Source organism: Salmonella sp. A29-2 (assembly GCF_020150755.1).
GTDB lineage: Bacteria > Pseudomonadota > Gammaproteobacteria > Enterobacterales > Enterobacteriaceae > Salmonella > Salmonella enterica.
On record NZ_CP083731.1, the window covers coordinates 477,130 to 497,577 of the forward strand.

The following is a 20,448-nucleotide window of genomic DNA, read 5'->3' on the forward strand; positions in this document are numbered from 1 at the left end:
CTGTATAAACATTTGTATAAACACTTTGGGCTGGGTGGTGGTCTATGGCTGGCGAACTTAACAAACTGAGCGACAGGAAGTTAAAGGGATTACATGGCATCCCGGCCAGTAAGATTGAGTTTTATGCTGATGGTGCCGGGTTGAGCGCTAAGGTAACGAAAGCTGGTGGCATTAGCTGGGTGTTTACTTACCGACTCGACGGGCAGAAGCTGCATCGGCTGACTCTGGGGCGCTACCCTGATATGAGTCTCAGAGAGGCCCGTTCTTCGCGTGATAAATGTCGTCAGTGGTTGGCCTCTGGTAAAGACCCAAAGCACCAGTTGGCGCTCACTACTCAGGAAACGCTTAAACCAGTCACGGTGCAGGAAGCTATCGAATACTGGATACGCGAATATGCGGAAGAAAACCGCGCGAACGTTGAGCGGCATAAAGCGGAGCTACGCAAACATATTTACCCTTACATTGGGAAAATGGCGCTCGCTGACTGCGAAACCCGATACTGGCTTGACTGCTTTGACAGAATGAAAAAGAAGACGCCAGTTGCTGCGGGTTATGTATTCCAGATGTGTAAGCAGGCTCTGAAATTCTGCCGCGTTCGCCGTTACGCCGTCAGTACCGCCCTTGAAGATTTGAGTATTCCCGATGTTGGTAAAAAGCAGGCGAAAAAAGATCGGGTATTGAAAGATAAAGAGGTTGGGAGATTGTGGGCTGCTATATCTTCCGGCGATGTTTTTCTGCCTTACTACACAAACTTGCTCAGGATCACCACTTTGTTTGGTTGCCGCACCCAGGAGGCCAGATTATCCGAGTGGGCCGAATGGGATATGGAGGCATGGGTATGGACGGTTCCGAAAGCGCATAGTAAAGGCGGTGAAAAGATTGTGCGGCCAGTTCCAGAAGCGATGCGTTCATTTATTGAAATTCTCCACGATGAAACAAAATCATCCGGCTACCTTCTCGGAGTTGTGAAGAATAGCGAGGCGGTTAGCCAGTGGGGCCGTAGCGTTTATAAAAAACTGGGGCATTCTGAACCGTGGACATTGCATGATCTACGGCGAACGCTTGCAACGCATATGAATAATATGGGTATCGCTCCGCATGTTGTTGAACAGTTGCTGGGCCACTCAATGCCGGGAGTTATGGCAATTTATAACCGTAGTCTGTACTTGCCGGAGAAGCTGGACGCGCTGAACAAGTGGTATGACCGCTTAGAACTTCTTGCGGGTAATCATCAAAATGTGGTTCTGTTAACTGTAGCGAATAGAGATTAAACTGATATTGCGGGTCTAGGTCGGCCAACCGAAAAGCGGGAAACCCTACCCGCCTGGCTCGCAAGTTATTAGGGGCGTTGAGGGTGACGATATGTTAATTAACAAGAAAAGCGATTTGCCGGAGTATTTCGATATAGGGAAATATAAAACTTTTGAATCATTAGATGATAGAGAGTTTTTTAATCAGTTATTAATGCGTCATTATATGGTTGCAGATTATGATAAATGGATAGATGAAGATGATTTGAAAATAATAATGTCTAATCCAATAGCTGACAGAAAATATAGTGAGGATGCCTTTGCAGGTGTTGATTACGTGCAATCCGATATGCAGGAAAATAACTCAAATGCAGGTAAGCGGCTTGGTTCGTCAATGCTGATTGAGCCTTTACAGCGTCACGATATATTCAAAATAATGCACTCTAAAAAAGTAGTTGATGAATATGATGATGCTGATACTTTGGGGCTGTTTGACTGCATTAATCTGATTGATAATTTCGGGGATGATTTTTTTGTTAAATTGGACTTACGTTATCCTGATGAATTTTTAATTGAAGATTTATCATCTTTGCTTTCATTATGGCGAAATTCCTTAAATATTCCAGACCCAAATAATGAACTATCAATAAATTCTTGGGAAGTAGCCAGAAGGAAGATAATAAGTTATGGAATCTTCCCCTATGCTGACCTGTTCTGCTGGCAAAAAATTACAGGAAACAGGATAAGCAGTAGTGTTATTGCCGGTTCGATTTTCCCTGATCTATCAGTCGGAGAAAAGAAACTCTGTGAAACTATTCGGCCTTTTTTCGAAAAAAATCTTGCAAATTTTTCGTTGGAAAAGTTTGAGAGAGAAATTCGGGAGAGGTTGATTGAGCAAAAAAATAGGCGTAGGAAATGAATTTTTTTCCTCTGTATCAGTAAGATGATGTAGATATCAATATTCCTCCACAACACAAGAACAGTTAGGAAAGTGTCCTTCTGAATGTGTTAAGTGGAGGAAGCATGTCAAATACTCGTTTTACCCCGCCAACACCAGAACAACGCCGCACCATTCTCGCAGAATATGGCATTAAGTTTGATCGCCGTATTCGTGAAAGTGAATGCTTCGAAATAACCAGCCTTTCCCGTTCCACCCGCTGGTATATGGAGAACGAAGGTAAATTCCCGCCACGCTGCCACTTTGGCCGTAATAGTTGCGCATGGCTTCTGTCAGATGTTCTTTGGTGGGTTCGCAATCCACCTGCTGTTGAGAACGTCAACACCCCTTACAACCGTAAATCCGCGTAAGGGGGGCGCTATGCAAAAATTAAATGAGTTGGTTCCGGTTAACCCCGGAAATATTGGCGGCGTGACGGTATCGCTGGTCAGTGCAAAAAAACTCCATGAGTTTCTCGGCGTTGGGCGTGATTTCACCACATGGATTAAGGGGCGTATCAGCCAGTATGGTTTTACTGCTGGTGTAGATTTTACGGTGGTTGAAAATTTGAGCGCCCCCGTTTCGGGGAGCGCAAAATATCGCCAACAAATTGCACATGATTACCTGATCACCATCGACATGGGTAAAGAGCTGGCAATGGTTGAGCGCAACGAAAAAGGGCGGGAGGTGCGCCGCTACTTCATCAACTGCGAACGCCAGGCAAAAGCCGCCGCTAATATCCCCCAGACGTTACCGGAAGCCCTGCGCCTTGCTGCTGATCTGGCCGAAAAGGCAAGCGAACTTGAAAACCGGCTGGTGGCCGCTGCGCCAAAAGTTGATTTCGCTGATCGCGTGGCGGAGATCAGTAAGGGGATTTCCATTCCAAACTATGCCAAAGCCGTAGGGCTTGGCCCCATCAAATTATTCGGCTGGATGAGGCAACAGGGGATTCTCATCAATGGTGGCCAGCGCCACAACCTGCCTATGCAGCGTTATATCGATAGCGGTTATTTTGCCGTTCGCCAGGGAACGTATGAAACGAATGGCGAGGTAAGAGCCTCATTCACAACGATGCTGACGGGGAAGGGTGAGCAGTGGTTAACGAAAAGACTGATCGCTGGTGGTGTATTGCCGGAGGTGCCGAATGCTGACGCTGAATAAAACAAAGGCAGCTTTGCAGAGCTGCCAATGTCACTACGAAAAACCGAAACAGATTAAGCATACCAGGGTTAATGCTGGTGGTCAAAGAATGAGCCAGCGCAATTCTGCGCCCGCTGATTTTATTCAGCCTTTTGGCTCAATACCTTTCTTTCGGAGGGCTTCCCGGCCTAATTCCTTCATCCAATTTGCGAGGCTAACACTCTCTGCTTGGGCTTCTTTTTCAAATTGCTCTTTAAGTTCGGGGGGGATTCGAATCTGGAACGCTGGTGCTTTCCCCGCTCCTTTTGGTTGCCGATCTCGTTTAATGGGTGTTGACATGTGCGTACCTATTGGCGTACTGTTTTCTTTAATAGGTACACACCTTAACACGGTGCTATCTAAAAAAACAACGCCCCGGACTGTTCGAGCAGTACCGAGGCGTCTCACCAAACCGTTAAGTGAGGTAACAGTTATGGCTGACAATCAGTCTACCCAAACTCGCCCGGAATTTACATGGTTATTCCTGGCAACCCCAGATCACACTCCTGAATGCACCCCAGTAGTGCTTCGCTTTGATGCTGACACGGAAGCTAAAGCCCGCGCCGCTTTCCCCGGCTGGGATTTAGTTTTTGCCGCCAAAATCCGCGCTCAGGCTCCTTGCCGCGTTGCGTTCTTCGATTACACCACCCGCCGCGGGTGGGAGTTCGACAGCGCCGCGATTCAGGAGGTGCGTCATGCGTAAGGTCAAATGGTCGGAAATTGACATTGAAGATGAACTGCGCCGCCTGGAAGCGTTGCTCTCAACATCGCTGTATATGAATTTTGATGATGAAACCGAGTACAGCGTTGCGATGGATCTGATCAGCATGTCGTTGTCCCGCGTTCGTGAACTAAAAGCGGCAAGTGAGGTGACCCATGCGTGATATTTACCATCAGCTTGTTAAGAGCACTCCTGATTTTAAAAACTTCACTGATGAGGCTTTGGCTGAATCCAGCGATTTATATTCTGCTGGCGCATTTGCCATCAATAGTGCGCTCACACTGATCGGCAATCTGGCGTTTGATGCAATCAATGCAGAGGACTATTCCGATGAAGATGCCCGGCGTGATTTGATCCTTGTAAGCCATGCATTGCGTCACCTTCCCAGAATGGCGCAAGCACTCAATCAGAGTAGTGATGCTGCGGATTATGTGCGTACCCAGCGTAATAAAGCAGGGGAGCAATCATGATCAGTCACTTGAAATTTAACGAGCTTGAAAACCGAGTCGATTTGCTGGTTAACCGCGTTCTGGAGTTAGAGCAGCAGGTGCGCACACTCACCGAAAGCCAGGGGGGAGATATTCCTCCCGGTATGGCTCCGGTCGCCACGCTGGCGGCTGAGTTCGGCATATCGACGAAAAAAGCCGAAGAGCTGGCAAAAAACACGGGCGTGATGCTGGTCAGAATGAAAGCTGGTGGCTTTATCGCGCCGGATAACAAGTTCAGAGAGGTGGCGAGGCAGGTTCTGCGCAGCGCGAAGCGCAAATATGGATCGGCGTACTGGTATCACCCATTACTTGGCAAATTTCAGATGAGCGGAGGTATCCCGCAATGACCGATATTTTTGAAGTGATAGGCCCATTGTTCCGCAAACTGACCGAAACCTGTATTGCTCACCAGATAGCGGAAACCGGTTCGGCAACCTTGCTGGTGGAAAGCGATAAGTATATGGCCCGCTATCGCTTCACGCTGGAGCCGCGCGTAACTGAAAACGTATTGATGAAATATATGATTTTTGGCTGCTTTGAAGAATTCGGGCGCGATGAGGGGTTAAGGCGTTTGCGGGATATTCTGCTGACCTGCTTTACCGACGATGGCGATATTAACGAAATGGGGTTGCAGATAGTGAAAAGCTGCCACCTTGAGTACCTGCATGAAGACCTGGGCGCGGATATGTCCAATAAGGTGTTGCACTGATGAAGATGAAGAATGCCCCGAATATCAAATTTCTGCCGAAAGATAAATTTACTGAGGCGATTATCTTTGCGGGTGAAGATGCCTATTCACATGTGCAGCACTGGATCGAGAGCGAAGGTAAAAGGGCGTGGGATGATGTGCCGCCTGTTTATCTGGGCAAAAGGCAACTGGCAGAACTGGAACGATTAAACATCGTTGATAACGGCCGTCGCAGTGTTCGTGTGATCCGCGCTGGCGAGCTTTCCGAAATGCAGATAAGCACTATCGCAACCAAACTGGCGCTGGCGGATGTGAAAGAGGCCCGGCTGTTTAATGGCATGTTTGAGCCTCAGCCGAAGGAGGACTGGACGGGCAGGCTTCCACTTCTCAAAGAAGAGGCCGAACGCGGGGAAAGTATTGTGGTGAACTTGCCTGTGAAAAAACGGGAGCCAAAGCCTGAACCGGGCGATGAACTCAAACCCCGCGTGGAAAGCCGCAGCGATGGTCTGTACTGGATCACGCCAAAGGTGGACAAGGATAGTGGCGAGATCATCAATAACGAAACGTGGCTGTGCTCGCCTCTTGAGGTAGTCGGTTCCGGTAGTGACGGGGCAGAGCGCTATCTTGTTTTGCGCTGGCGTTCGCCGCGTGGCCACGAAGATATTACCAGGGCGATCCCCTGTGCTGATATCGGTGAGCGCGACGGCTGGCGCTCACTTAAAGCTGGTGGGGTGAATGTGACCACTAAAAGCACCTTCCGGGCGATTCTGGCCGACTGGTTGCAGCAAAGCGGCACTGATCGGGAATGGATTATCACCCATACCACTGGCTGGCATCATGGCGCATATATCATGCCTGATGGTGAAGTGATTGGTGATCCAGAGACGCCCATTCTCTTTAACGGTCGCAGCGCTGCATCTTCCGGGTATGCCATTGCTGGTACTGCTGCCACCTGGCGGGATTCCGTCGCCCGTCTGGCCGGGGGCAATCCGTCCATGATGCTGGGCGTGGCAGCGGCATTATCCGCGCCGCTTATTGGCCTGGTGGGTGCTGATGGTTTCGGCGTCCATTTGTTCGAGCAGTCGAGCGCCGGTAAGACCACTACCGCCAATATTGCGAGCAGCCTGTGGGGTGAGCCTGATGCGTTGCGGCTTACCTGGTACGGTACTGCGCTTGGCATAGCAAACGAAGCGGAGGCGCATAACGACAGCCTGTTACCGCTTGATGAGGTAGGACAGGGCAGCAGTGCCAAAGATGTTGCCACGTCTGCTTACACCCTGTTTAACGGTGCCGGAAAGTTGCAGGGAGCCAAAGAGGGCGGCAATCGGGAGCTTAAACGCTGGCGCACTGTGGCGATCAGCACCGGGGAAATGGATATTGAAACCTTCCTGGCTGCTGGTGGGCTGAAAGTGAAAGCGGGCCAACTGGTGCGCTTGCTCAACATCCCTATGGAGAAATCGACGGCCTTTAACGGTCTGCCAAACGGCAAGGCTCATGCTGACGCACTGAAAGAAGCCTGGATTGATAACCACGGGGCGGCGGGGCGTGAGTGGGTTAAATGGCTGGCGGCTAACCAGCAGGAGGCTAAACAGGCGGTGCGTGACGCGCAAACGCGCTGGCGCGGCCTCATCCCGGCGGATTACGGTGAGCAGGTACACCGCGTGGCCGAACGCTTTGCAATCCTCGAAGCCGCGCTGGTAACTGGTGCATCAATCACCGGATGGAGTGAACAGGCCAGCCGTGACGCTATCCAGCATAGCTTTAACGCCTGGGTGAAAGAGTTCGGCACGGGTAACAAAGAGCACCAGCAGATCATCGAGCAGTGCGAGGCGTTCCTGAATGCCTACGGTTTCAGTCGTTACCTTCCTTACCCGGAAAGCGATGCACGCGATTTGCCAATTAAAGAGCTGGCTGGCTACCGTACAGGAAACCCATCCGGGGATGAGGTTTACAAGTTCTACACCTTCCCTGCGGCATTTGAACGGGAGATTGCCAGCGGCTTTAACCATACGCAATTTGCCAGGGCTTTAGCCAGCGCGGGGATGCTTGAGACCGGGGATAAAGGGAGGTACAAGAAGAAAGCACTCCGCAAGATGGGCGGCAAGCAGCATGTGTTTTATGTGCTGATGTTCTCGCCGGATGAAGAGTAATTTTTTATACAGGTGAGGATTATATAGGTGGGTTATGTGGGTTACGTGGTAGTTAAGTTTCTTAACATTCTGATTTTAAAGGGATTGAATAACCCACCAGTAACCCACTAAACGCCACTTATAACCCACTGGCAGGGCAAAATAACCCACTGCGAAAATCGTAACCCACCTTAAAAACGGATAAGTGGGTTATTTCAGGGGCTGAGTGGGTTACGTTTTCGTGTTGATTAAATGTTAACTTGTTGAATATATGTAATAAAAAATACTTAGCAAGCGAAGATAACCCAATAACCCACGTAACCCGCTACGTTTTGTATATATACGCGAAAAAATAACGAGGTCATTATGAAACTGATTGGCAAAGATAACGGGCATATGAGCGATCTCAAGTTTCTCTATAGCGCCGTTGATGAGCTTTCAAATAAAGATGAGATTACGGTGACGGATTTTCTGGCTCTGAGCGCTTTTGTCACTTCTGAAAAGCTTGATCTGGAAGCGTACCAGTCTGGGCTGGAAGAAGGGGGGCAAGAGTTGTCGAAAGATGCCAGCGCTTACCTCGATCTTCTACAGAGGATGGCGGCTGATTTGTCGTACCCAACCTCTGGCCTTGAGAACGCTATCCATAGCGCACAATCAACGGCAAGCTGGGCTTTCTATCAGTGGGGGCTGGATAAAGAATAATCATCCTGCCATGTAAGCTAGTGGCCTGGTTTTCCCAGGCCATATTTTAAAGCAGACCTAACAGCGCGGAAGCGCCAGCGCCAACGATACTGGCAACGGTGCCATTTTCCAGTAACTGTTTCAGTATTGATTTAGCCTGTGGATCGCCAGAGTTAGCCACTTTCTCGACAAGTTCAGTAATACTGATATTCACCAGCATATGATTACTTTCACCTATTTGAACTTGCTCACCACTGACGGAGCCAATGTTAAAAGTATTCATACTCTTTGCTGTCCTGTGTGCGTCGGAAGAAAGATTCTCTACGGATAGCGTAAGCAAGTGGGGATGCGTTGTACCCACGTTCAGCGTTCCATTCCTTGATATTGAAAGATCGACAACTTTAAGACTTAACTCACGGCTTCCAATCTTCTGAATCAGAATATCGCCCAATTCAATTTGCGGTTCGTCAGTAAACGGGATATCTACCTGATTTTTTCCTGTGTTCCGGCTTCCTTTAAACTCCTCGCCGGAAATTAAAAAAATATCCGGGTACGCCATATCATCAAAATCGAAGTCCATAAAATCCCCCAGAAGTGGTGTTTTTCCCGTTCATATTATCAAACTTTGTAAATTATTTGTTCTCCTGTTTTCGCTGCTGTTTGCGACAACATAGAGGTGTTTACTCATTGATTATTATGTATATCTTGAAGAGTGGCACTCAGACGTGAGCCGCCACTGTCCACCTGGTTTTTTCCCGTTCTGCGACGGTTTCCTTTCCAGGTGGACATCCCTCCAAGCGCTGGTTTCACGTCTCAACGTTAATTGTTACGGAAACCACTCCATGAAGAAATTACTTGAATTACGCCAGCAGAAAGCCGCACTCAAAACCCAGATGCGTTCCATGCTGGAAAAAGCTGACAGCGAAAAGCGAAGCCTCAACGATGAAGAGGGCAAGCAGTTCGATGAACTCCGCGCCCAGGCTGATGCGCTTGAAGTTGAAATTACCCGCCTTGAGGCCGTCGCCGACGATCAGCGCAATTTGCCTGGTACTTCTGTTGAAGGTAACGGTGTAAGCAACGATGAGCTGCGCCACTACATCATGACCGGCGATACCCGCTCTCTCTCCACGTTGGTGCAGGCTGACGGCGGTTATACCGTTATCCCTGAGCTGGACAAAGAGATCATGCGCCAGTTGCAGGATGACAGCGTTATGCGCTCCATCGCCACGGTGAAGACCACCAAAACCAACGAATACCAGAAGCTGGTGTCAGTGGGTGGCACTACCGTTAAGCGCGGCACCGAAGGCGAAGCGCGTACCGAAACCAGCACACCGAAGATGGAGCGCGTTGATATCAAACTCAACCCGATCTACGCCTACCCGAAAACCACTCAGGAAATTCTCGACTTCTCCGAAGTTGATATTCTGGGTTGGTTGTCTTCCGAAATCACCGACACCTTCACTGCTACCGAAGAAACCGACTTTGTGAACGGCGACGGTGATAAAAAATCCAAAGGGTTCCTGTCCTATCCGCGTGCGGCCACCAGCGATAAAACCCGTCCGTTCGGCACGCTGGAGAAGATGGAGGCTGCTGCCGTTTCCTCTGATGGTCTGATCGACCTGCTGTACAAGCTGAAAGCCAAATACCGCAAAAATGCCGTATGGGTGATGAACTCCAACACTGCCGCTACGCTGCAAAAGCTGAAAAACGGCAACGGGGATTACATCTGGCGTGATCGTCTCGTCGCTGACTCCCCTGATACCCTTCTTGGCCGTCCGGTTCAATATCTGGAAACGATGCCTGATGCGGATGCGGGTGAAGCGTTCCTGGCTGTCGGCGACTTTAAGCGCGGTTACTTCATCGTGGATCACACTACTGGCGTGCGTACCCGCCCCGACAACATCACCGAACCTGGTTTCTACAAGGTGCACACCGATAAATACCTGGGTGGCGGCGTGGTGGACTCCAACGCCATCAAGGTGCTTGAGCTTTCCGGCTCCGGTTCCTGATCTGACGTTTAAGGGGCTTCGGCCCCTTTTTGCCCTCTGTGGAGTCCAATAATGAAAACAATCGATTTTGAAATCCGTACCTCCGAACTGAGTGCCAGCAACAAAAAGCTGGTGGGCTATGCCGTGCGCTGGAACAGCCTGTCAGAAGTTATCTGGGATGAGTTCCGCGAGCAGTTTGCGCCGGGGGCGTTTAAAGACAGCCTGGCATCCGGTAGCGATGTGCGTGCGCTGTACGAGCATAACTATACCCAACTGCTGGGGCGTACCAAATCCGGCACGCTGGTGTTGGCCGAAGATGATACCGGGCTACGCTTCGAACTGACCCCGCCGAATACCCAGCTTGGAAACGATGTGCTGGAGCTGGTGGAGCGTGGAGACATTTCCGGCATGAGCTTCGGGTTCCGTGCGCTGAAAGAGTCCTGGGATATTACTCCTACACCGTATATTCGCACTGTTACCGCTGCCGAGCTGCGGGAGATCACCGTTACTTCTATGCCTGCTTACCCTGAGTCCGGCGTGGAAATTGCGCACCGTTCTCTGTTCTCCCAACATCCTGAACTGCGCCGCGCTGGTGATAACCGCCGACGCTGGGCTGACTTAGCGGGGCTGTGATATGTGGAATATCTGGCCTTTTGGCCGTAAATCTGAGCCATCCGAACAGCGCAGCATGACGATTGATGAGTTTCTGGCGATGGCAGGGATTCCAAATACCGGATCAGGCGAATATGTGTCTGCTGGTACTGCGGAATCTCTGCCGGCGGTGATGAACGCCGTGTCAGTTATCAGTGAGGCAGTGGCAACAATGCCCTGCTATCTCTACCGCGTGCGCAACGATAACGGGCGAGAAGCGCGGGAGTGGTTGAGTAATCATCCGGTAGATTTTCTCCTGAACGAGCAACCGAACGACTGCCAGACGCCTTACCAGTTCAAGCGCACGATGATGCGTCATTGCCTGCTGAATGGTAACGCCTATGCGGTGATCCAGTGGGGCCGTGACGGCCAGCCGCAATCCCTGCATCCGTATGCGCCGGGGGCGGTTGTTCCTGAGCGTATCGGCCAGCATAAGTACAAATACACCGTTACTGAACCGTTTACCGGGGCAGTGCGCACCTACCTGCAGGAAGAGATTCTGCACCTGCGTTACTCGACCGATGATGGTTTTCTGGGGCGCTCGCCGATCACCATCTGCCGTGAAGCGCTGGGGTTAGGTCTGGCCCAGCAGCGCCACGGTGCCAGCATTATGAAAGATGGCATGATGGCGGCGGGCGTAGTCACTACTGCTGAATGGCTCGATAGTGTGAAGGGTAAGCAGGCGCTGGACGCGCTTGAGCGCTACAAAGGTGCCAGAAATGCCGGTAAAACACCGATCCTTGAAGGTGGCATGGACTATAAGCAGCTTGGCATGAGCAATCAGGATGCCGAGTGGCTGGCCTCCCGGCGCTTCACCATCGAAGATATTGCCCGCATGTTTAACGTTTCTCCCATCTTTCTGCAGGAATACAGCAACAGCACCTACAGCAATTTTAGTGAGGCGAGCCGCGCCTTTCTTACCATGACAATGCGCCCGTGGCTGGCGAACTTTGAGCAGCAGATTAAATCCGCGTTGCTGGTGGCATCGCCTGTACCCGGAATTCGTTATCAGGTGGAGTTCGACTCTGCCGATCTTCTTCGAGCCACTCCAACCGAACGTTACGCAACTTATGAGCGCGGTATCAAGAACGGGATCATGAACCCGAACGAAGCCCGCGAACGCGAAGGGATGCCGCCGCGTGAAGGTGGCGACGAATACAGCCAGGCATGGAAGCAGGAAGTGAAGGTCAGTACCGGTTCTGAGAATAAGGAGGATGCGTCATGAGGCCGGGAGGATTAAGGCAACGCGTTACGATTCAGAATTTTACTACCAGCCGAACCCCTTCTGGTGGCGTCATTCAGGAATGGTACGACGTTGCGACAGTCTGGGCAGAAGTTAAGGGGATCAGTGGCCGTGAGCTGATTGCTGCGGGTGCTGAAATGTCCGAGGTTACATTTCGTATGTGGGTACGTTACCGCTCTGACGTAACCAGCGCCAGCCGGATCATCTGGAAACAGAAAGGACATGATGCAAAAGCATTTGATATTCAGTCGGCAATTCCTGATGAAAAGGCTACCAGGCTGGAGTTGCTTTGTAAGGGAGGGCTTAAGCTGTGAGTGAACTAATTGGGCTTGATGAGGCAAAACTTCACTGTCGCATCGATAACGATGATTCCTATGAAGATGCAATGATTCAGGCATACATCGAAGCGTCGCTGGAAGTCTGCCAGAAGCATATCGGTAAGCGGTTCGGTGCTGGTCTGGAATTCACTCCTGCCATCAAGATCGGATGCCTTATGTACGTTTCCCAACTGTACGAATACCGCACGATGATTAGTGATGTGGAGGCGAAAGAGATCCCCCTTGCTATCTCTGCATTGTGGTCTGTGTATCGCGATGTGGGGGTGTACTGATGCCGTGGCAACCAATGCGCCGGTGCACTGAGCCGGGATGTAATAAGCGGGTGAAGTCTGGTAAGTGCGATGAGCACAAGCGGGAAGCCTGGCGGGCGGAAGATGCCAGACGCGGCCACCGTCGCGCCCGTGGTTACTCAGCATCATGGGAGAAGTACCGCGCTCAGTACCTGAAACGTCAGCCGCTGTGTGTCGAGTGCCAGAAGCTGGGCCTCTACGTTCCTGCAAAGATTGTTGATCACATCATCCCTATCGATGGCGGTGACGATGTTCTGTTCTGGCCTGAGTGGAATCACCAGCCGTTATGCCAGATGCATCATAACCAGAAGACCACGCAGCAAGACCCCATCACCAAAGCGAACCGTAAGGCAGGGCTGTACCGAGAGCAGGAAAAGCGTGCAGCCCATCGCAATGACTGGATCTATGAGGCCAGCAATGAATGAGAAAGACGTGGTGAATCTGTACCGATCGTTGATGCGCTGCCGTGATGGCTTCATGCGGGGGCGAAGCAGATGCAATGAGCGCCAGCCTGCGCAGCGTATGACCGAGCGTGACCGGGAGTTGCGGGAATGCTTCCGCAATCGCTGACAGGCCGCATGGACGGGGTGGGGGAGGTTTTCAGGACAAACCTCAAGGCGCCAGGCACCGCCCGCCCCCTCAAATTTTTACGCACGGTGATTTTTTTGAAAATAAAACGCGATGGAAACGAGAAATTTTTATGGCAAGACCACCAAAACCGCCAGCTTACCTTGATGAGTTAGCCGCGCAGCAGTGGAAAGCGAAAGCGAAGCAACTGGCCGAGCGTGGCGATCTGACACCCGCCGACTGGAACAACCTTGAGCTTTTTTGCGTCAACTATTCGATGTACCGCAAAGCAGTGGAAGACCTTGCCAGCCGTGGGTTTAGCATTGTTAACAGCCAGGGTGGAGAGAGCCGAAATCCGGCACTGAGTGCAAAGGCCGATGCTGAAAAAATCATGATTAAAATGTCGTCGCTGCTGGGCTTTGATCCGGTAAGTCGTCGCCGTAACCCGGTGGAAACGGAAGAGGAGGACGAGCTTGACCGTCTGGAATGAGTACGCAAATGCGATAAAAACGGGCGAAATTCCGGCCTGTAAGCGCGTAAAACAGGCCGTGGAAAGGTACTTTTCAGACCTGAATGATCCCCGTTATGAGTTCGATACGGCGACCGTAGAGCGGTTTATCGCGTTCTCCCGGCTCTGTCCACACGTCAAAGGCCCGCTGCGGGGCCAGCCTATCGAGCTGGAGCCTTGGCAGCAGTTCGCCTTTGCTAACCTCCTGGGCTTTAAGGTCAGGGAGTCAGGCCGCCGCAAGTACAGCAGCGCCTTTATTGAGGTGCCGCGCAAGAATGCCAAATCCACCGTAGCCGCCATGCTGGCTAACTGGTTTCTGGTGATGGAGAAGGGCCAGCAGGATATCTACACGGCGGCGGTTAGCCGGGATCAGGCCCGAATCGTATTCGACGATGCCCGCCAGATGTGCTTGCTGTCAAAACCGCTGAAAAAGCGCGTCAATATTCAGGCGCATAAGGTCATTTTCCCGAAGAGCAACAGCCTGTTAAAGCCGCTGGCGGCGAAAGCGGCCACCATTGAAGGGACTAACCCCAGCCTGGCGATTGTCGATGAATATCACCTTCACCCGGATAACGGCGTTTATTCCGCGCTTGAGCTGGGTATGGGCGCACGTCCTGAGGCGATTTTGTTCGCCATCACGACCGCCGGGAGTAACGTTGTCTCTGCCTGTAAACAGCATTATGACTACTGCTGCCAGATTCTGGCCGGGGAAGAGAGCAACGATTCGCTGTTTGTCCTGATCTACGAGCTGGACGACGAAAGCGAGGTTGAGCATCCGGAAATGTGGATCAAGGCTAACCCCAACCTGCATGTGTCCGTTGATGCGGCGAAACTGGAGTCCACCATCCAGAAAGCGCGGGGCATACCGTCGCAATGGGTGGAAATGCTGACCAAGCGTTTCAATATCTGGTGCCAGGGCTCCACGCCGTGGATGGGTGCCGGTGCATGGGATGCCTGTGCGCTCGACTATACCGAAGACGATCTGGCCGGAATGGAGTGCTACGCCGGGTTTGACCTGTCCTCTACCAGCGACATTACCAGCGTGAGCTACGCTTTCCCGTTCGACAGGGAGATCCGCTTGCTGACCCGTCATTATCTGCCAGAAGCGCAACTGCTTAACGTCGCCAACAAAAACCGCGCCATCTACCGCCAGTGGGTGAAAGCGGGCTGGATACGCACTACACCCGGCGACTGTATCGACTATGACCGCATCCGTGACGATATTCTGCGCGACGCTGAAACCTTCAATATCAGGCTGGTGGGCTTCGATACGTGGAACGCCACACACTTGCGCACTCAGTTACAGGGGGCTGGCCTCGATGTGGAGCCGTTCCCGCAAACCTATCTGAAATTCAGTCCGGTAGCGAAATCTTTTGAGGTTTTTGTTAACCGCAAGGTGGTGCGCCATCGTGGCGATCCGGTTCTGGCTTGGGCGATTGGTAACGTGGTGATGGAGTCCGACGCCAACGCCAATATCAAACCCAACAAAAAGAAATCCTCCAACAAGATAGACCCGGCGGTTTCTGCACTCATGGCGTTCGGCACATTCCAGGCAGAACACGAAGATTTTGCTTTCGATATGAGCGACAGTCACAAAGAGCGACTGGCTTTATTTAATGGGATTTGAGCATAAAGCGTAAAGGCAGAATTATCTTGAGGTTATCAGGAATATAAAATTGCTCTAGATCACTACATTGCTGTCGTGGAATAGGAAGAGTCTGTTTTGTTGTTTATAAATGTATTGCAGGGCTTTTCCTGTTCAAACTTCTGGTGAAATATGACTGATAAATGGGCTGATTACCTTATTTCTAAAGTCCGATATAACGATAAACACACTCACATTACCCATGTGTATGTGCATGTCGATAATGGCGATACTGTTGGAGAAGGGACATCAGAAACACGGCAGTGGGTAGTGAATAAAATCGATAGCGGCTATACCTTTTACACCATTTTCAAAGGTGATGACGGTAAGTGGAAGAAAGGTCAAAAAGTGGTTAAGGACCGTGTCAACGGTACTGATTACATTACTACTAGACCTAATGGTACATCCAAGGATAACTTAGAAAACCTTCCTGAGTACTAAACACTTTGGTTACTAAAGGCATAAAGCATCAGAATTGTTCTGGTGCTTTTTTGTTTGTTCAGCCAAAGCTGTATAAACATTTGTATAAACAATAATAAAAAAGGCGCATCCCCATGCCGAGTAGCGCCTTTTTATTCAATAACATAGCTGAAATGTATCAGTTCATGCCGTATTTTTTTAATTTTTTACGCAGCGTACCACGGTTGATGCCCATCATCAGAGCAGCACGGGTCTGGTTACCACGGGTGTATTGCATCACCATGTCCAACAGGGGCTGTTCTACTTCAGCCAGTACCAGCTCATACAGGTCATTAACGTCCTGACCATTCAGTTGAGCAAAATAGTTCTTCAGTGCCTGTTTAACCGAGTCACGCAGGGGTTTTTGGGTTACCTGATCCTGAGAGTTAACGGTAGAAACGGTCAGTACGTCAGAATTTACGCGTTGTTCGAACATAGTTCTGTCAGCTCTTTATTTCTGTTTACGCAAAATTTTCGAAGTATGCCTCCAACGCCTCCAGCTGTTCGCTGGCGTCCTCAATAGCGTTGAATGTGCGCCGAAACTGGTCGTCTGGAGCGTGCTCCTGGAGATACCAGGAGACGTGTTTACGCGCGATTCGGTACCCTTTTGCCTGACCGTAAAAGTCATGCAGTTCCCGAACATGCGTGCAAAGCAAGCGCTTTACCTCTGCCAGCGGCAGCGGCGGAAGCAGCTCCCCAGTGTCCAGATAATGCTGGATTTCCCGAAAGATCCAGGGTCTTCCCTGAGCTGCGCGGCCTATCATCAGGGCATCCGCCCCTGTATAGTCGAGAACAGCTCTGGCTTTATGCGGGTTAGTAATGTCGCCATTCGCGATAATCGGAATGGAAACTTTCTGCTTAACTGCCCGAATACTGTCGTATTCAGCTTCTCCGTTGAACAAACAGGCGCGGGTGCGGCCATGGATGGTCAGAGCCTGAATACCACAATCTTCAGCCAGTTGGGCAATCTCTACGCAGTTACGGTGTTCCGGCGCCCAGCCGGTGCGAATCTTGAGAGTCACAGGGACGTCCACTGCGTTTACGACCCCGATGAGTATAGACTTCACTAAATCCGGGTACTGCAAGAGGGCTGAACCTGCCAGCTTACGATTCACTTTCTTCGCCGGGCACCCCATATTGATATCAATAATCTGGGCGCCGCTTTCCACGTTAATACGTGCGGCATCGGCCATCTCAACAGGGTCGCTACCGGCAATTTGCACCGTGCGAATTCCTGGCTCATCAACGTGCACCATCCGTAAACGAGATTTATCGCTTTCCCACACTTGCGGGTTAGAAGACATCATCTCGGATACTGTCAATCCTGCTCCCATCTCATAGCACAGCGTCCGGAAAGGTCTGTCAGTAATGCCAGCCATGGGCGCTGCGATCAGGCGATTTCTGAGCTGATATTGTCCGATGCGCATGAGTTAAGAAATGACCATACTGTGACTGCAAGGCGGCGTATATTACGCATTTTTTGCACGAGATGAAAGGCCAAACTTTGAACAATCCACTGTTGTAGATCAATGAATCGTGCTTAAAAACAGCAAAATAAATTTATAATTCAGTAAAATCATAGGGTTATTTATTGTCGGCGGTTTTGTACGCGCTTACAAATTCCCGTAACTTCTCTCTATTTCTTCGTCCAGAAACAAGATAAGCGGAATAATCTGCTTTTTTTATAAGCTAATTACCCCAAATGAATGGGATCGCCGTCTCGTTTCAGGACAAGATCACTTCCCGCTGCGCGTGATTTTTCTCCATTGTCAGTCGGAAGGGGGCGCACAGACGCGCTTTTGTGTTCATGAACGGCACGGATAAATTTTTCCAGCTGCGCTGAAGAGAGGGCTAGCGGATGCTGCAGAACAACCCGGACAGCATTACTAATGCACGAGGACGATGGCTGCGACCCGTTAAAACGCCAGTATCTTTTGTCCGCTGGTAGCTGCTGATTATCCAGATGGATAGTGACAAAGAAGTCATTTCAGGCATTTATTTGATGAATTTAATGATGTCTCGGTGACAGAAAGGTGTTAAGGCAGTTGTGTGGAGAAAAGCGTGGCCGGGCGACCACGCTGACAAGAATTATTTCTTACGGCCAGTAATGCGGCACCACTCTTCTTTTTCGACGACCGGGTCGAGAGTGAAAAGCTCGGCGTAAGCATCGCAGACGCTTTCCGCCTGGCTGGCGAGAATACCTGAAAGCCCCAGCAGACCGCCCTCAACGGGCAGTACGCTGATTAACGGGGCCAGTTCGCGTAATGGGCCTGCCAGGATGTTAGCGACGACCACGTCGGCTTTCATGGCTTCTGGCTGGTCTTTCGGCAGGTACAGCTCCAGCCGGTCAGACACGCCGTTGCGTTCGGCATTATCGCGACTGGCCTGAATAGCTTGCGGATCGATATCAATACCAATCGCCTTTGCCGCTCCCAGCTTCAGCGCGGCAATCGCCAGAATGCCTGAACCGCAGCCAAAGTCGATCACGGTTTTGCCGTTGAGATCGAGCCCGTCCAGCCATTGCAGACATAAAGAGGTGGTGGGGTGCGTACCCGTACCGAACGCCAGTCCCGGGTCGAGCATCACGTTGACGGCATTCTCGTCCGGAATGTCACGCCAGCTGGGACAAATCCACAGACGCTCGCCAAAACGCATCGGATGGAAATTATCCATCCATTCGCGTTCCCAGTCTTTATCTTCCAGTTGTTCGATTTTATGGGCAAATCCGGCACCCAGCAGCGGATGTTGCTCCAGAATCGCGACAACGTCTTTCATGTCGGTTTCGGCGTCGAACAGACCGATCACATCGGTATCGCCCCACAGACGGGTTTCGCCCGGCAACGGCTCAAAAACCGGCGTATCGTGCGTATCCTGAAAGGTAATGGAAACGGCGCCCGCTTCCATCAGCGCATCACTCAGCTCTTCAGCATTCGCGCCGGTGGTATTCAGTTTCAATTGGATCCATGGCATGGCAAAACTCTTTATTTATCAGTAGACAATACGGTGGCTTGCGAAGCGGAAGAGCCGAATCGGTTTCCGATCAGAAAAGCCAATAAACTTAACAGTAACGCGGGCACAATCGGATGAAAGCCCAGGTACTGAATATTAAATGTGGCAAGCAGGGCATATAGCACGCCGCCCACGATCATGGCGCTTAATGCGCCTGCCGCGTTTGCCCGCTCCCAGTAAAGGCCCAGTACCAGCGGCCATAAGAACACCGCTTCCAGGCCGCCAAACGCCAGCAGGTTGAGCCAAATGATCATCTCTGGCGGTTTCCATGCTGCCAGCAGCAACAGCGCGCCTAGCAGTAATGTAATCGCTGCCGACATACGCTTCAGCCGGATCTCATTTTGCATCTGATCGGGGCGCAGGTTGAGATAGAGATCTTTAATGATCGTCGCGGAACTTTGCAGCAGTTGGGCATTAATTGTTGACATGATCGCCGCCATTGGCGCAGCGAGGAAGATCCCGGCGGCAAACGGCGGCAAAACTTTCACCATTAGCGTTGGGATCACCAGATCCGGCACCGTCAGATCCGGAAGCACCGCGCGACCCAGCGCGCCGGCAAGGTGCATCCCGAACATTAAAATCGCCACGACAATCGTACCGATAATAATGCCCCGGTGTACCGCTTTACTGTCTTTATAGGAGATGCAGCGCACCGCCGTATGCGGCAGGCCAATCACACCAAAACAGACCAGTACCCAAAAAGAGGTCATAAAGGCGGGAGAAAGTATGTCATCGGCGCCCTGCGGCGTTACCAGTTTGGGGTCGAGAGCGTGCAGCGTGTCAACGGCCTGACTTAGACCGCCCGCCGCATGCACCACGCCCACCAGCAGCACTATCGTGCCGACCAGCATCACCAGGCCCTGTAGCGTATCGTTAAGTACGCTGGCGCGAAAGCCGCCAAACGCCGTATAGAGTGCGATACTGACGCCAAATATTAGCAGGCCGGTTTCGTAGGGAATTCCCGCCGCGGTTTCCAGCAGTCGCGCGCCGCCGATAAATTGTACGGTCATTGCACCAATAAACGCGACCAATAAACTCAGGCTTGCCAACCACACCAGCAGGCGGCTTTGGTAACGCGCGAATAGCATATCGTTAAGCGTGACGGCATTATAGCGACGCGCCAGGATAGCGAATTTTTTACCCAGAATACCCAGTGAAAGCCAGACGGCGGGAAGCTGGATCATCGCCAGCAAGACCCAGCCCAGACCGTATTTATAAGCCGCGCCGGGACCGCCGATAAATGAACTGGCGCTAATATAGGTGGCGGTAAGCGTCATCGCGAGCACGATCCCGCCCATCGAACGGCTGCCAAGAAAATATTCGTTTAAAAAGGTGCCGGCGGTACGCTTGCGCATAGCGTAAATCGAGACCCCGAAGACCACGACCAGATAGGCTACCAGCGGTAGAATGACCTCAAGCTGCATCGTCATCCTCCAGCGGAATATCGCGATAAATGAATTTCACCATCGCCCAGCACAGCAAAATAAAGACCAGCGGCGTCAATAAGCAGGCCATCTCGAACCAGTGCGGCAGACCGGTAATTCCCGGCGAGTCTCCAGGTAAGTAAGCAGCCACTAACCATGCCGCCAGATAGCAAAGGGTCAGCCACAGCGCCCAGCGCGCCTCTTTATGGGCCTGAACAAAACGAGCGTCCATTTTTTGTCCCTTATGGGTGAA

At 51.3% G+C, this 20,448-nt stretch carries 28 protein-coding genes; 21 read left to right on the forward strand and 7 right to left on the reverse strand.

The window, feature by feature from the left end; genetic code table 11:
• Nucleotides 1-44: 44 nt before the first annotated feature.
• From K8W53_RS02280 to K8W53_RS02295, 4 genes are all read left to right on the forward strand, one after another.
• Complete coding sequence (locus K8W53_RS02280; protein ID WP_023309431.1) at nucleotides 45-1,271, forward strand: tyrosine-type recombinase/integrase; 1,227 nt, start codon at nucleotides 45-47, stop codon at nucleotides 1,269-1,271.
• Nucleotides 1,272-1,362: 91 nt separating this feature from the next.
• On the forward strand, nucleotides 1,363-2,169 hold the full coding sequence (locus K8W53_RS02285; protein WP_023309430.1) for a DUF6387 family protein: 807 nt from the start codon (nucleotides 1,363-1,365) through the stop codon (nucleotides 2,167-2,169).
• Nucleotides 2,170-2,273: 104 nt separating this feature from the next.
• Complete coding sequence (locus K8W53_RS02290) at nucleotides 2,274-2,558, forward strand: helix-turn-helix transcriptional regulator (protein ID WP_001547839.1); 285 nt, start codon at nucleotides 2,274-2,276, stop codon at nucleotides 2,556-2,558.
• Between the two features lie 10 nt (nucleotides 2,559-2,568).
• Nucleotides 2,569-3,348 carry a phage antirepressor KilAC domain-containing protein gene (locus tag K8W53_RS02295; RefSeq protein ID WP_004150969.1) on the forward strand — a complete coding sequence of 260 codons (780 nt, stop codon included), beginning with the start codon at nucleotides 2,569-2,571 and terminating at the stop codon, nucleotides 3,346-3,348.
• A gap of 123 nt (nucleotides 3,349-3,471) precedes the next feature.
• On the opposite strand, the gene K8W53_RS02300 is transcribed toward K8W53_RS02295, so the two are convergent.
• Nucleotides 3,472-3,666, reverse strand: coding sequence for a hypothetical protein (locus K8W53_RS02300; protein WP_024194847.1), 195 nt, complete (start codon nucleotides 3,664-3,666; stop codon nucleotides 3,472-3,474).
• A gap of 133 nt (nucleotides 3,667-3,799) precedes the next feature.
• Between K8W53_RS02300 and K8W53_RS02305 the strand changes: the two genes are divergently transcribed.
• The 7 genes from K8W53_RS02305 (at nucleotide 3,800) to K8W53_RS02335 (ending at nucleotide 8,094) form a co-directional block, all read left to right on the forward strand.
• Complete coding sequence (locus K8W53_RS02305; RefSeq protein ID WP_106918304.1) at nucleotides 3,800-4,069, forward strand: host cell division inhibitor Icd-like protein; 270 nt, start codon at nucleotides 3,800-3,802, stop codon at nucleotides 4,067-4,069.
• Nucleotides 4,062-4,250, forward strand: a complete 189-nt coding sequence (locus tag K8W53_RS02310) for a hypothetical protein (RefSeq protein WP_001549752.1) — start codon at nucleotides 4,062-4,064, stop codon at nucleotides 4,248-4,250. Before K8W53_RS02305 ends, K8W53_RS02310 begins: the two co-directional genes overlap by 8 nt.
• Nucleotides 4,243-4,557: a hypothetical protein gene (locus tag K8W53_RS02315; protein WP_046275057.1), complete on the forward strand. Its 315-nt coding sequence runs from the start codon at nucleotides 4,243-4,245 to the stop codon at nucleotides 4,555-4,557. The genes K8W53_RS02310 and K8W53_RS02315 overlap by 8 nt, the downstream gene beginning before the upstream one ends.
• On the forward strand, nucleotides 4,554-4,922 hold the full coding sequence (locus K8W53_RS02320; RefSeq protein WP_040194363.1) for a hypothetical protein: 369 nt from the start codon (nucleotides 4,554-4,556) through the stop codon (nucleotides 4,920-4,922). The genes K8W53_RS02315 and K8W53_RS02320 overlap by 4 nt, the downstream gene beginning before the upstream one ends.
• The gene (locus K8W53_RS02325; protein WP_001549749.1) at nucleotides 4,919-5,284 is read left to right on the forward strand and encodes a hypothetical protein; all 366 of its coding nucleotides are present in this window, start codon (nucleotides 4,919-4,921) and stop codon (nucleotides 5,282-5,284) included. Before K8W53_RS02320 ends, K8W53_RS02325 begins: the two co-directional genes overlap by 4 nt.
• The gene (locus K8W53_RS02330) at nucleotides 5,284-7,413 is read left to right on the forward strand and encodes a DUF927 domain-containing protein (protein WP_058654948.1); all 2,130 of its coding nucleotides are present in this window, start codon (nucleotides 5,284-5,286) and stop codon (nucleotides 7,411-7,413) included. The genes K8W53_RS02325 and K8W53_RS02330 overlap by 1 nt, the downstream gene beginning before the upstream one ends.
• 345 nt (nucleotides 7,414-7,758) lie before the next feature.
• The gene (locus K8W53_RS02335) at nucleotides 7,759-8,094 is read left to right on the forward strand and encodes a hypothetical protein (RefSeq protein ID WP_023309421.1); all 336 of its coding nucleotides are present in this window, start codon (nucleotides 7,759-7,761) and stop codon (nucleotides 8,092-8,094) included.
• A gap of 46 nt (nucleotides 8,095-8,140) precedes the next feature.
• Here the strand turns inward: K8W53_RS02335 and K8W53_RS02340 are convergent, their stop codons facing one another.
• A complete protein-coding gene (locus K8W53_RS02340; protein ID WP_058654945.1) occupies nucleotides 8,141-8,653 on the reverse strand; it encodes a hypothetical protein in 513 nt (170 codons plus the stop codon).
• Between the two features lie 262 nt (nucleotides 8,654-8,915).
• On the opposite strand from K8W53_RS02340, the gene K8W53_RS02345 reads away from it, so the two are divergent.
• The 10 genes from K8W53_RS02345 to K8W53_RS02390 all read left to right on the forward strand — a co-directional run bounded on the left by K8W53_RS02345 (nucleotide 8,916) and on the right by K8W53_RS02390 (nucleotide 15,744).
• Nucleotides 8,916-10,082 carry a phage major capsid protein gene (locus tag K8W53_RS02345; RefSeq protein ID WP_058654942.1) on the forward strand — a complete coding sequence of 389 codons (1,167 nt, stop codon included), beginning with the start codon at nucleotides 8,916-8,918 and terminating at the stop codon, nucleotides 10,080-10,082.
• Nucleotides 10,083-10,133: 51 nt separating this feature from the next.
• Complete coding sequence (locus tag K8W53_RS02350; RefSeq protein ID WP_049007540.1) at nucleotides 10,134-10,694, forward strand: HK97 family phage prohead protease; 561 nt, start codon at nucleotides 10,134-10,136, stop codon at nucleotides 10,692-10,694.
• 1 nt (nucleotide 10,695) lies between these two features.
• The gene (locus K8W53_RS02355; protein ID WP_058654941.1) at nucleotides 10,696-11,937 is read left to right on the forward strand and encodes a phage portal protein; all 1,242 of its coding nucleotides are present in this window, start codon (nucleotides 10,696-10,698) and stop codon (nucleotides 11,935-11,937) included.
• Nucleotides 11,934-12,269, forward strand: coding sequence for a phage head closure protein (locus tag K8W53_RS02360; RefSeq protein WP_058654940.1), 336 nt, complete (start codon nucleotides 11,934-11,936; stop codon nucleotides 12,267-12,269). Before K8W53_RS02355 ends, K8W53_RS02360 begins: the two co-directional genes overlap by 4 nt.
• Nucleotides 12,266-12,565 carry a head-tail connector protein gene (locus K8W53_RS02365; RefSeq protein ID WP_001547824.1) on the forward strand — a complete coding sequence of 100 codons (300 nt, stop codon included), beginning with the start codon at nucleotides 12,266-12,268 and terminating at the stop codon, nucleotides 12,563-12,565. The genes K8W53_RS02360 and K8W53_RS02365 overlap by 4 nt, the downstream gene beginning before the upstream one ends.
• Nucleotides 12,565-13,008, forward strand: a complete 444-nt coding sequence (locus tag K8W53_RS02370) for an HNH endonuclease signature motif containing protein (protein ID WP_058654938.1) — start codon at nucleotides 12,565-12,567, stop codon at nucleotides 13,006-13,008. The genes K8W53_RS02365 and K8W53_RS02370 overlap by 1 nt, the downstream gene beginning before the upstream one ends.
• Nucleotides 13,001-13,153 carry a hypothetical protein gene (locus K8W53_RS02375; protein ID WP_161397194.1) on the forward strand — a complete coding sequence of 51 codons (153 nt, stop codon included), beginning with the start codon at nucleotides 13,001-13,003 and terminating at the stop codon, nucleotides 13,151-13,153. Before K8W53_RS02370 ends, K8W53_RS02375 begins: the two co-directional genes overlap by 8 nt.
• Nucleotides 13,154-13,283: 130 nt before the next feature.
• Nucleotides 13,284-13,640: a phage terminase small subunit P27 family gene (locus K8W53_RS02380; RefSeq protein ID WP_000113647.1), complete on the forward strand. Its 357-nt coding sequence runs from the start codon at nucleotides 13,284-13,286 to the stop codon at nucleotides 13,638-13,640.
• Nucleotides 13,624-15,285 (forward strand): terminase large subunit, encoded by a 1,662-nt coding sequence (locus K8W53_RS02385; protein ID WP_058654936.1) that lies wholly within the window; start codon nucleotides 13,624-13,626, stop codon nucleotides 15,283-15,285. The genes K8W53_RS02380 and K8W53_RS02385 overlap by 17 nt, the downstream gene beginning before the upstream one ends.
• Before the next feature lie 150 nt (nucleotides 15,286-15,435).
• The gene (locus K8W53_RS02390; RefSeq protein WP_001547818.1) at nucleotides 15,436-15,744 is read left to right on the forward strand and encodes a DUF3892 domain-containing protein; all 309 of its coding nucleotides are present in this window, start codon (nucleotides 15,436-15,438) and stop codon (nucleotides 15,742-15,744) included.
• A 157-nt stretch (nucleotides 15,745-15,901) separates the two neighbouring features.
• Here the strand turns inward: K8W53_RS02390 and fis are convergent, their stop codons facing one another.
• The 5 genes from fis to K8W53_RS02420 form a co-directional block, all read right to left on the reverse strand.
• Complete coding sequence (gene fis, locus K8W53_RS02395) at nucleotides 15,902-16,198, reverse strand: DNA-binding transcriptional regulator Fis (protein WP_000462905.1); 297 nt, start codon at nucleotides 16,196-16,198, stop codon at nucleotides 15,902-15,904.
• Nucleotides 16,199-16,223: 25 nt separating this feature from the next.
• Nucleotides 16,224-17,189 (reverse strand): tRNA dihydrouridine synthase DusB, encoded by a 966-nt coding sequence (gene dusB / locus K8W53_RS02400; protein ID WP_001219664.1) that lies wholly within the window; start codon nucleotides 17,187-17,189, stop codon nucleotides 16,224-16,226.
• A 661-nt stretch (nucleotides 17,190-17,850) separates the two neighbouring features.
• Nucleotides 17,851-18,732, reverse strand: coding sequence for a 50S ribosomal protein L11 methyltransferase (gene prmA, locus K8W53_RS02410; protein ID WP_001145849.1), 882 nt, complete (start codon nucleotides 18,730-18,732; stop codon nucleotides 17,851-17,853).
• Nucleotides 18,733-18,743: 11 nt separating this feature from the next.
• The gene (gene panF / locus K8W53_RS02415; protein ID WP_001175748.1) at nucleotides 18,744-20,195 is read right to left on the reverse strand and encodes a sodium/pantothenate symporter; all 1,452 of its coding nucleotides are present in this window, start codon (nucleotides 20,193-20,195) and stop codon (nucleotides 18,744-18,746) included.
• A complete protein-coding gene (locus K8W53_RS02420; RefSeq protein ID WP_000340016.1) occupies nucleotides 20,185-20,427 on the reverse strand; it encodes a YhdT family protein in 243 nt (80 codons plus the stop codon). Before K8W53_RS02420 ends, panF begins: the two co-directional genes overlap by 11 nt.
• Between the last annotated feature and the right edge of the window lie 21 nt (nucleotides 20,428-20,448).